Annotated in this window: 7 protein-coding genes; 6 read left to right on the top strand and 1 reads right to left on the bottom strand. The window is 63.8% G+C overall.

Translation table 11 applies throughout. The annotated features are described in order from the left end of the window. Positions 1-48 precede the first annotated feature (48 nt). From AC07Y9_RS21510 to AC07Y9_RS21485, 6 genes are all read left to right on the top strand, one after another. The gene (locus AC07Y9_RS21510) at positions 49-1,713 is read left to right on the top strand and encodes a formylglycine-generating enzyme family protein (RefSeq protein WP_173899271.1); all 1,665 of its coding nucleotides are present in this window, start codon (positions 49-51) and stop codon (positions 1,711-1,713) included. Positions 1,714-1,857: 144 nt separating this feature from the next. Then, the gene (tagQ, locus tag AC07Y9_RS21505) at positions 1,858-2,796 is read left to right on the top strand and encodes a type VI secretion system-associated lipoprotein TagQ (RefSeq protein ID WP_102680775.1); all 939 of its coding nucleotides are present in this window, start codon (positions 1,858-1,860) and stop codon (positions 2,794-2,796) included. A 458-nt stretch (positions 2,797-3,254) separates the two neighbouring features. Next, complete coding sequence (locus AC07Y9_RS21500) at positions 3,255-5,030, top strand: type I secretion system permease/ATPase (RefSeq protein WP_102680776.1); 1,776 nt, start codon at positions 3,255-3,257, stop codon at positions 5,028-5,030. After that, entirely contained in the window at positions 5,023-6,336 is a 1,314-nt protein-coding gene (locus AC07Y9_RS21495; protein ID WP_102680777.1) for an HlyD family type I secretion periplasmic adaptor subunit, read from the top strand. Before AC07Y9_RS21500 ends, AC07Y9_RS21495 begins: the two co-directional genes overlap by 8 nt. Before the next feature lie 2 nt (positions 6,337-6,338). Continuing rightward, positions 6,339-7,736, top strand: coding sequence for a TolC family outer membrane protein (locus tag AC07Y9_RS21490; RefSeq protein WP_173679807.1), 1,398 nt, complete (start codon positions 6,339-6,341; stop codon positions 7,734-7,736). 573 nt (positions 7,737-8,309) lie between these two features. Further along, entirely contained in the window at positions 8,310-9,026 is a 717-nt protein-coding gene (locus AC07Y9_RS21485; protein WP_087092156.1) for a response regulator transcription factor, read from the top strand. 244 nt (positions 9,027-9,270) lie between these two features. Here the strand turns inward: AC07Y9_RS21485 and AC07Y9_RS21480 are convergent. Continuing rightward, the coding region (locus AC07Y9_RS21480) for a T1SS-143 repeat domain-containing protein (RefSeq protein WP_371858249.1) at positions 9,271-11,183 on the bottom strand (1,913 nt) is incomplete at its 5' end.

Genomic DNA, 11,183 nt, shown 5'->3' with positions numbered 1-11,183 from the left:
AGGGGCTTAGTCTGGCTGAAGGGCCTGGTCTGGCTGAGGGCTCTGGTCATGCTGGCCCTGGCCGGCGCGGCGCAGGCGCAGGACGCCCCTGCGGATAACCCGAAACCGCTGCCCGATGACCTCAGCCTGCCGCTGCCTTGCGAAGGCGAATTGGTGTTCCGCTACGTCTATGTCCTCGCCAAGGGCACCCTGGACGACCGTGAGGTCAATCTTGGCTATCCCTTCAGCGATGACGATCCGGGCTACCGGCAATCCTTCATCTCCGGTTATCGGCGCGACTACATCAACGGTCAGTTCGTCCTCGACGACCTGCCGGCCGACTGGCAAGCCCGAATCGCCCCGACCCTGCCCAAGAGCGAGGCCGACAGCCTGCTCAAGCCGATGTTCTATTTTGTCGGCAAATACGAGGTCACCGAGCGCCAATACGCCCTGGTCATGGCCCAGGAGGCGGCCTTGGCCGGGCAGGGCGAGGCACCGGCCTGTGCCCCCATGAGCGACATGTCCGCGCGCTTGCCCAAGGTCAAGCTGTCGCGCCTCGAGGCCGAGCGCTTTGCCGCGGTGTACAGCGCCTGGTTGCTCAAGCACCACCGCGACCGGTTGCCGGTCAGCGGCCGCGGCAAAGCGGCCGAGGACGGCGGGATGGGCTTCGTCCGCCTGCCGACCGAAGTGGAGTGGGAATTCGCCGCCCGCGGTGGCCATGCGGTCAGCCGCCAGGCGTTGGAGGCGCGCTTGTTTCCGCGCAAGGTGCAAGGCAGCGACAGCGATGGCCCGCTAGGGGACTGGGCGGTGTTCAGCCAGGTCGCCGGGGGCACGGGGCAGGGCGCGCGGCTGTTGCCGGTCGGGCTGAAAAAGCCCAATCCATTGGGACTGTTCGACGTGATCGGCAATGCCGCGGAGATGGTCCAGGAGTCCTTCCAACTGGTCCACGCCGGCCGCCGCCAGGGCAGTTACGGCGGCTTTGTGGTCAAGGGCGGCAACTACCTGGAAGGCGAGCTGACGCTGTTCACCGGCATGCGCCGGGAATACCCGCTGTTCGCCGCCGACGGCAGCGAACAGCGCAACGCCACCACCGGTTTCCGGGTGGCCCTGGGCGCGTTGTCGGCACCGCGCTCACGCTTTGATGAACTGTTCGAGCAGTGGCAGAAGGAAGGCCGCCTGGCGGGCCTGACCGATGAAATCGAGGCTGCCGAAGACCCGACCCAATTACTCGATAGTCTCATCGCCAGCAGCACCGACCCGAACCTGCAGGCGCGCCTGGCGCGGGTGAACGAAGAGCTCAAGCGCAATGTGTCGCTGATCGCCCGGCAGCGCGAGGAGGCCGCGGGCAACCTGATCCAGTCGGCGGCCCTGGTGGCCGAGACGGTCAACAACTACAACATTCGCCTGACCAACCTGAAGAAGGATCGCGATCAGGCGCGGGCCGCCCAGGACGAAGCCACCGCCAAGCTCTATGAAACGGCCATCGCCAATGGGCGCAGTGCGCTCGAGGGCGCCCTGGCGATCTACATCGACAACCTGGCGACCGGAACGCGCTACACCGACGAGGTGATCCAGACGCAGTTCCAGCGAACCCGGGAAGAGCTCAATCACAAACCGGTGCTGGGAAAAAGCCTCATGGCCCGTGCCACGCTTTTCGTCAGGCATGTGGGGCAGTTTCGCCAGCAGCACCGAGCCGATCCAGAGACGATCCTGAAGGAGCTTCTTGGACCCTGAGCAGGGTGTCGGAACGGTCGTCGGTGGCGGCGAAGACCAGCTAGGCTGGAGGTAGCGTCGGCAGGCTTCGCTCACGCTGGACGCAGCCCGCTCTGCGCGGAAGCCGAAACGGAATTGACCCACAAAACAAGGAGAGACACGACCATGGATACTTCACTCAAGAACTGTGCTTCGATCCTGGTTCGTACCCTGCCGGTGCCTACCGTGGTCTGCTGCGCACTGCTGCTGGGCGGATGCGCGGGCTTCGGGGCTCCAAGCTCGAAGGTCGCGGCCCAAACCAAGGTCGAGTACTACCCGCAATGCTATGAGCCGGTCAGCCAGCTGCGCAGTTCCGACAAGTCGATGACCAAGTCGGTGGCCACCGGCGCCATTGCCGGTGGCCTGCTCGGCGGCCTGACCGGGGCCCTGGTCGGCAATAGCGGCGATGCCGGCCGCAATGCCCTGATAGGCGCCGCCGCCGGGGCCCTGGTCGGCGGCGCGACCGGCTACTACAGCGAACGCCAGAAGCAGATCAGCGACGACCGTGCGCGCATTGCTTCCTACGCCAGCGACATCGGCCAGAGTACCGGCGAAATCGACCGCAGCATCAGCTACACCCGTACCGCGCAGAACTGCTACCAGCGTGAGTTCACCTCACTGCTCAATGCGCGCAAGGCGAAGAAGATCAGCGACAGTGAAGGGCGCCTGCGCTTGGCCGAGATCGTCAGCGGCCTGAAGGAAACCAACGAGCTGATGGCCGCCGCGGACGGGCGTGCCGGCGAGAGCATCGATGTCTACACCCAGGCCTATGAGAAAGACCTGCAGACGGTCGGTGTGCAACGCCAGGACGTTGCTCAGGTGGCCGCCGTGAAGCCTCCGGCCGCCACCGATAAGAAGGCGGCCAGCAAGAAGGCCAGCACCAAGACAGCGACGAAGACGAATGTGCCCAAGGAAGCCGTCACCACCGAGCGCACCTTGCAGCAAGCCACGGCCAAGCGTGAGGAAGGCCAGAAAATCGCTGCCCGTGGCCAGACCATGGTCAACGACGTGTGCAGCAACCCCGACATGGGGGACTGGGCACCGCCTGCCTGCTCGAAAGCCTGATGCGGGAAAAGGGGGGCGGGATCCTGTCTATGCCGATCATCAGTCCCGCCTACCCGATATCCGCGAACGCACCGCTGGTCATCGCAAGGCCGGCCGGCCAATCCAGTAACTAGACTCATCGGGATACCCAGGCGCTGCGCGCACTGCAGCTGTCGCTACCGACAATCGGATTCTTCTGTGCGAAGCAGGTGTGCGACGAACCTGTCGCGCGCCTGGAAGGCCTGTCCCGGCATTCCGTGGCGCCGCTGCAGCAGCCACCTACAAACCGCCCACTATGGCGCCAATAGCCCGTGCCAGAGCCCTCTGGTCTCCAAGCCGTGGGGCTCTTGCGCGTGCTCGCGCGCCGGGCCGTTGCCGGGGGCATGCCGGTTGTCCGAGGCGATCCGGCCAATGGCTGCGCGCAGCTGTCCGGCGTGATCTAAGCTCCACAAAGGCTGGCCTTTCGAGCAGAGGTTTCAATGCAAAGCACACCTGAAAACAGTCTGAAAAATGCGTTGAAGGTCTGTAGAGACAGCTTTGTTTTCGTCGGCTTTTTCAGTTTCTTCATCAATGCGCTGATGCTGGTCCCGACCTTCTACATGCTTCAGGTGTATGGACGGGTGATGACCAGCGGCAGCCTGACCACCCTGGCCATGTTGACGTTGATCATGACCCTGCTGGTGATCACCCTCGGCTCCCTGGAATGGGTTCGTTCGCGCATCATGGTCCGGGTCAGTACCCGGCTGGATGTGCTGCTCAGTCGCCAGGTCTACAAGGCCAGTTTCAAACGGGCCCTGGACAGCGGCGGCATGGATGCCTCGGCCCAGTCGCTCAACGACTTGACGGGCTTGCGCCAGTTTCTTTCCAGCAGCGGTCTGTTCGCCTTTTTCGACGCGCCCTGGCTGCCGATCTATATCGCCGTGATGTTCCTGTTCCACCCCTGGTTCGGCTGGGTCGCGACGTGCAGCGCGCTGCTGTTGATAGTGCTCGCCTTCGTCAACGAGAAGCTCACGGGGCCGGTACTGGCCCAGGCCAACAGGGAGCATATCGGCGCGACCCTCCATACCACCAAGAACCTGCGCAACGCCGAAGTCATCGAGTCCATGGGCATGCTGGAAACCCTGATGGATCGCTGGGGGCGCCGGCAAAAAAACGTTCTGCTGCTGCAATCCCTGGCGAGCGACCGGGGCGGCATGGTCACCACGCTTTCGCGGACTTTCCGCCTGCTGGTGCAATCGCTGGTGCTGGGCCTGGGGGCCTACCTGGCGGTGGACCATCAGGTGGGGGCCGGCCTGGTGTTCGCCGGGGCCGTGCTGCTGGGGCGGGCACTGGCGCCCATCGACCTGATGATCGGCAGCTGGAAGGGCTTTATCGCGGCTCGTTCGCAGTACAACCGCCTGAACGACATCCTCGGCAAGCAACAGGCGCAACCCGAGCGTCTGTCCTTGCCGGCGCCCGAGGGCCAGGTGCAGGTCGAGAATCTGTTTGTCGCGGCGCCTGGCTCGCACACCCCGATCCTCAAGAACATCAGCTTCAGCGTACCGGCCGGTTGCGTAGTGGGCATCATCGGCCCGAGCGCCTCGGGCAAATCGACCCTGGCCAGGGCGCTGATCGGCGTCTGGTCGCCGCAGAATGGGGTGGTCCGGCTGGATGGCGCGGACATCAGCGCCTGGGACAAGCATGAGCTTGGCCCGTATATCGGTTACCTGCCCCAGGACATCGAATTGTTCGAGGGCAGCATCGCCGAGAACATCGCCCGCTTCGCCGAGATCGATTCGGCGAAGGTCATCCAGGCCGCCAGGACCGCTGGCGTCCACGAAATGATCCTGCTGTTGCCCGATGGCTATGACACCGTCATCGGCAGCGAGGGCTTCATGCTCTCGGCAGGGCAGCGCCAGCGCATCGGGCTGGCCCGCGCGCTGTACGGCAACCCGCGGCTGATCATTCTCGACGAACCCAATTCCAATCTCGACGAGGTCGGCGATCGCGCCCTGGCGGCCGCCATCGGGCAGATCAAGCACACCGGCGCGACCCTGTTCGTGATTACCCACCGCACCAACATCGTGTCGCAACTCGACCGGCTGCTGGTGATGAAAGCCGGGGTTGTCGGCCTCTACGGGCCGCGCGAGGAAGTGCTGGCCGAACTCAGCGGGCAGCAACCGCCGGTACCCAAACATGCCGGGCCAGTACCGGTGGTGACCAACGTGGCATCGATCGATGCCCGCAAGGACGATGGCGGTGAATCCTATGCCTAGTCGTCAAATCGAAAGCTTTTCCGACCTGCCGGTGTCCGATCGCAAGGCCCACCGCCTGGGCATGGGCATTGTCGGCGTGACCTTCGGCCTGTTTGGCACCTGGGCGGCACTCGCGCCCCTGGACGGTGCCGCCTACGCGCCGGGGGTGGTCACCGTGCAGACTTACCGCAAGACGGTCCAGCACCTGGAAGGCGGCATCGTCAAATCGGTGCTGGCCCATGATGGCGACATCGTCAAGCGTGATGATCCGCTGATCATCCTCGACGATGCCCAGCTGCGCTCCGAGTACGAGGCGACCCAAAGCCTGCTGAGCGCGGCCAGGGCCATGGAGTCGAGGCTGATTGCCGAGCGCGATGGGTTGCCGGCGATCGACTTCGGGCCGGTGATCGATCCCGCCAATGTGCGGGGAGAGGAAGCGCGCCAGGGCGAGACCCAGGTATTCAACGCACGGCGGGGCTCGCGGCTGGGCCAGATATCGGTGCTGCGCGAGCGCATCGGCCAATTGCACCAGCAGATCAAGGGCCTGGAGTCGATGATCGCGGTCAAGGTGCAACTCGAGAAATCCTACAGCGGTGAAATCGGCGAATTGTCCGAGCTGCTCAAGCAGGGCTTCGTCGACAAGCAACGCCTGCTCGAGCAGGACCGCAAGCTGGGGATGCTCAGGTCGGAGGTGGCCGATCACCGTTCCACCATCGACAGGACGCGCCTGCAGATCAACGAAACCCAGCTGCAGATCCTCCAGGTCGACAAGGATTTCGATTCCGACGTGGCCAAGCAGCTGGCCGAAGTGCAGACCAAGATCTACGACCTGCAAGAGAAAACCTCGGCCCTGGAAGACCGCCTCAGCCGTATCGTCATCCGCGCCCCCGACGCGGGCATGGTGATTGGCATGACGGTGCACACCATTGGCGGTGTCGTGCGTTCGGCGACGCCCTTGCTGGACATCGTGCCCTCGGTGTCGGAACTGGTCATCGAGGCCCAGGTGGCGCCGGTGGACATCGACCGTATCGCCATCGGCAAGCGCGCCGATATCCGTTTCGGCGCGTTCAAGAGCTCGACCACGCCGGTGATCGAAGGCGAGGTCAGCAGCGTCTCGGGCGACCGGTTGACCAATGAAAAGACCGGGACCGCCTATTACCTGGCGCGGGTCCGGGTCACCGAGCACGGCGCGCGCACCTTGGGTGAGCGCAAGTTATTGCCGGGAATGCCGGCGGACGTGTTGATCGTCACCGGGCAGCGCACGCTGTTGCAGTACTTGATGCAGCCGGCCCGGGATGTGATGTCTCAATCAATGATCGAGGAGTGACCGTGGGAGCGTCGTCAATTCTGCTAGGGAGTGCATTTATGCTTGCCGCGGGGGCCGCCTTGGCGCAAACCGCTGCAGGAACATCAACCGGGGTCAATGCCTCGACCTATTCCACCGACCTCATGCAGTTGTATCGCGAGGCGCGGCTGGAAGATCCACAGGTCCTGGCCTCTTTTGCGCAAGCGCAGGCCGGCAAGGAACATCAACGCGAGGCGCTGGGGGCGCTGTTGCCGCAACTGTCGCTGAATGCCGGGACGAACCGGATCCACCAGGAAAACGACCTGATACAGGAGCGCAGTTACGATAGCGAAAGCTACAGCCTGGTGCTGCGCCAGTACCTCTACAACAAGGCCGCGTGGGAGAACTACCAGAAGTTCAAGAGCCTGGCCAAGCAGTCCGAGTCCGAAGCGCTGGACGCCCAGGCCGAGGCCGCGGTGGAGCTGGCGCGGCGTTATTTCACCGCGCTGGCGGCCGAGGATGAGCTGGAGCTGGTGAGGGCCGAGCGCCGGACCACGCAAAAGAGCCTGGACCGGGTCAACGCGTTGTACGAAAAGCAGCTGGCGATGATTACCGACCAGCTCGACCTCAAGGCCCGGGTGGACTTGCTCGCGGCCCAGGAACTGGATGCCCGCAACCAGGCCCGCATCAGTCGCGAGGCGCTGGCGGAGCTCGTCGGCCGGCCGGTCAAGGAGAAGCTCAACCGGATTCGCGATGGCGCGCAACTGCGGGTTTCGGCGCAGAGCCTGGAGTCCTGGGTGCGCGATGGCATGGAGCTGAACCCGACGCTCAAGGCCAGCGAAAGCGGCGCCGAAGCCGCGAACGCAGCGTTGCGCAGTGGCAAGGGCGGGCACTATCCGACGGTGAGCCTGAACCTCAGCGCGCAACAAACCAACGAGGGCTACAACAATACCCTGGCGCCCCGCACCGACAGCTATGTCGCCGGTATCGGCGTTCAGGTGCCGCTGTACAGCGGTGGCTCGACCTCGGCGCGGGTCCGTGGGCTCTACCAGGACCAACTGGTCGCCGAGCAGCAGCTGGAAGCGATCCGGCGCCGGGTGGTCAAGGAGATCACCAGCGCCTACCTGACCGCCAATTCGAACGGCGAAAAGATCGACGCCAGTCGTTCGGCCCTGGCCTCGGCACAGCTGTCCAGGGTGGCGGCGGAGAAGGGGCTGAGCTACGGCATGGTCAACGCCGTCGATGTACTGACCAGCGTGCGCAACGAGTTCCGCGCCCGGCGCGACCTGCTCAAGACGCAATACGAGTTCCTCAGCAACGTCTTCACCCTCAATCGCTGGGCGGGAAAACCACCGGTCGAAAGTGTCGAGAATGTGAATGCCTGGCTGAGTCCCGGTAGCGCCGGCCAGGCCATGGGCGTTGGCATCGAGGACCAGGAGTAAGACACCGGGGCATTTCTGCCCCGGCTGAAGAATCGCTTGCGCAGAGGACCGGCGTTGAACCGGTGATTTAATGGCGCTGCCGGTCCCGTCGATAAATTGACGCTCTCATTACCTACTGACTTATCTGCGCGCCATTCGTCTGTTACTTGACGAGCCTGGTTGGATCCGACTTTGCCCGCGGCTCGCTCGTGGCGAGCCTAAGAGCTTGATTTGCGGGGGATAGGGCGCCCCAGGGCAACCTCGGCCCAGCGACCCGCACCAGGCTTGGGTCGAAGACCGACGGATGGGTTGGCAGGCAGCGCAGTGGGCTGGCCTAGACTCAGTTGAGGGCTCGCGGATGCCCTGCGACACGTGCAAGCTATTGATAGTTATTCTTATTTATGCCGTTTCAATAGCTTTGCCCGGCTGTGGGAAACCTGCGCAATTTCTGCCTGTACCCCGGGTCGCCAAGACCCGGGCGGGCACGTTTCAGAGCCTTTCGGCGCTCGCATCCGTCCTTCAAGAGCGAGTGGCCGATCAAGGAAGGCCAACGCGTATGAAGGTCATCGTTTTTCAAGGGGAGGCAGGAAGATCATGCCAGACCATACAAAAACGATACGCGTGATGCTGATCGATTGCCGCCCCCTCGTGCTTATGGGGCTCCATGATTTGATCAATGCGAGGAGGCCCCGGATGGAGGTGAGTGGCCAGGCCACCACCTACACCAATGCGCTGGACCTTGCCGATCAGCTGCGTCCCAATGTGATCTTTTTCAGTTTCTTTCCGGATGCGCTGAACCCCCTGGAGGTCGTCGCAGGGCTGACCCGCAGCCCGGAAATGAAATTGCTGGTGCTCAAGGGCCTGTACGAATCCGTTCCGGTTGCCCAGGCGATCGAGGCGGGCGCGCGCGGCATCGTGCTGGCGGAAGACCCGACGGAATCGATCGTCCGGGCCATCATCAAGGTCCATCATCACGACGCTGGACTGGACCGCGCCTGGTCCGGCGGGCTTTCCGGCTATGCCGCGACCCGGCATATACCCGTGCGATGCAACCTGGAGCAGGCGAAGCAGGCGCGGCTGACGCTGCGCGAGCGGGAGCTGATTCGCGCCATCGTCGGCGACCCGTCCGCCAAATACATGAGCATCGCCGAGCGCCTGGGCATCAGTGAGCACACCGTGCACAACCACCTCAGCAACATTTATCAGAAGCTCAACCTGATCAACCGCATCGACTTGCTGATGTATGCGCTCAAGCACGGGCTCACCGACAACGAAGAACCGCCTGACTCCACGTGGGTGGAATTGAAATGAGCTGATCAAGACAAGGCAGCCCTGTGGCTGTCCTTGTCGCTGTCCAGGCTGCCCGGATCGAGGGTGATGCCGTTCTCGTCGTTTCCTGCCCCATGAATGCGCAGGCATGTCGCCGTGCTCTGTGAGCCTTGGGCTGCCTGGGCGTTTGGCGTGGAGGCGAGTGAGAGCGTTTTGGACGGTAGCGGCAAAAAAAAGCGAGGGTGGTTTCCAGGCCACCCTCGCTTTCATTCGCATGTGCGAGGTTTCAGACGCTGCCCATTACGATATCGGTATTGAGCAGATCGACTCCGACCAGGGTAATGGTCGTTATCTGTCCGCCCGTCTCGGCCACCGTCACGATGCTGTCGGCGCCGGCGTTGTTGATCGACTGCACAGTGGCGCCCGGGTCACCAATGAGCACCACTGCATCGCGCTGGCCGGCTCCGGCATCGAAGCCTGTGACCTGGTACTGGTTCTCGGCGACCGACAGGTCGATGTTGAAGGCATCCCGCTCACCCGTGGTGCCCACCAGCCTGAAGTCGAAGAGCACGTCGGTCGTGTCGTTGGCGAACAGGTTGGCGTCGAACGCGCTGGTCGCCGTGTCGCCATCCTTGTCCGTCACCGTCGCGTTGAACGCCAGCTTGACGTCGCTGGCCAGGCTCTCGGTCTCGTGGGTGAACTCGATCGTCGGGATCTTGATCTCGCCCCGGGCCATCGTCAGCTGGACCGCATCGATCAACGATGTAGCCGATTGCTCGACGGTGAAGGACACCTGTCCACCGGCCTCTGGCGTCAGGGTGTTGACCTCGATGAGGTTGGAGAAGGTGCCATCTTCGTAGAAGACCCTGTAGTACAGGTCCTCGGTGGCCGTGTTGTAACCGCCCACGGAGTTGTCGATAAACACCTTCATGCTCGTCAGCAGGCTTTCCGGGTTGACCACGAAGCTTTCATCGGCCGCGCCGATTGCCGCCTGGTTGTCTCCCTGGAGCAGATTGTTGGCGATGCCGATACCAGCCGTGCTGACGTTCAAGGCCGCCGAGCCGATGTAGGACGGTAGCGGGTTGGTCTGCAACTGCGCTTCGGTAGGGTCGGACGCTCCAAGCCCGATGCCGGTCTGAATGCTGTTCGCGCCGCTTGCCGGAGCCAGCGGGTTGGCACCGAAGAACACGATGTCCTCGCTACCGATGGTCAGCGTGCGCACCGGATCCGGGCCACCGGCATCCAGCGAGCCGTCGGCACTGCTGAGGACCACGGTCGAACGGAAGCCTTCCTCCAGGTCCAGCGCATAGGTGCCGTTGGCGTAGGCGCTCAGGGTGTAGTGGACGGTGGTGTTGGCCGTTGCCGCGTTGTTGTCGAAGTCACCGGTCAAGGTGCCCGCGAACTGATACGCGCCATTGGCGTCTGGTGACGGCGACTGCTCGACCAGCGTACCGGTGCCGGTGGTGGTCGTATCGTCCGGCCGGACCAGGGTGAACTGGCCGTTCACCAGCGAGATGTCCAGCCCGGCCGCACCCAGCCCGTCGGCGCCGGCCGCCATGTCCCAATAGCCTTGTTGTGCATGGTCGGTACCGGTACCGATCAGGTTGCCGAAGGCCAGGGTAGGGGTGTCGTCATCGACGGTGATCACCAGCTTGTCGGCCGCGGCGGTCACCGTGTCGCCATCCTTGTCGGTGGCTTGCAGCAGGCTGCCCAGGTTGATCGTCAGGTCGTTCTCGTCGTTGCCGGCCGCGTGATCCAGGGCCTGGAGCAGGCTGAAGGTGTAGGCACCCGCTACCGTCAGGCTGAGGGTGAACACGTCAGTCGCGCCGGCCTTGGCGGTCAGGGTGCTGCCCAGGACGCTGTAGGTCAGTGCCACTCCGCCGGAGCTCAGGGCTGGCAAGCCGCTGGTGTTACTCGACAAGGAGTAGCTCAGCGGTACGTCGGCCCCGGACTGGAAGATGCCGCTGACGTTGCCGCTGACCGTGGTGACCTCGCCCGGTACGTCGCCGATACCCCCGGCGATGCCGTTGGCCAGGCCGTCCTCATCGACGGTTCCGGCCTCGGCGCTGCCATTCGCCGTTGGCGTGTCGTCATCGACGGTGATCACCAGTTTCTCGGCGGCGGCCGTCACCGTGTCGCCGTCCTTGTCGGTGGCTTGCAGCAAGGTGCCCAGGTTGAGGGTGATGTCGTTTTCATCGT

This window comes from Pseudomonas sp. GW456-L12 (assembly GCF_059424045.1).
Note: the sequence above shows the minus strand (reverse complement) of the source record. Positions and strands in the feature narration are given on the sequence as shown.

What these genes read in the sequence shown, in the direction of transcription:
- AC07Y9_RS21510 (WP_173899271.1), top strand. Translation starts at nt 49, where the DNA reads ATGCTGGCCCTGGCCGGCGCGGCGCAGGCGCAGGACGCCCCTGCGGAT.
- tagQ (WP_102680775.1), top strand. Translation starts at nt 1,858, where the DNA reads ATGGATACTTCACTCAAGAACTGTGCTTCGATCCTGGTTCGTACCCTG.
- AC07Y9_RS21500 (WP_102680776.1), top strand. Translation starts at nt 3,255, where the DNA reads ATGCAAAGCACACCTGAAAACAGTCTGAAAAATGCGTTGAAGGTCTGT.
- AC07Y9_RS21495 (WP_102680777.1), top strand. Translation starts at nt 5,023, where the DNA reads ATGCCTAGTCGTCAAATCGAAAGCTTTTCCGACCTGCCGGTGTCCGAT.
- AC07Y9_RS21485 (WP_087092156.1), top strand. Translation starts at nt 8,310, where the DNA reads ATGCCAGACCATACAAAAACGATACGCGTGATGCTGATCGATTGCCGC.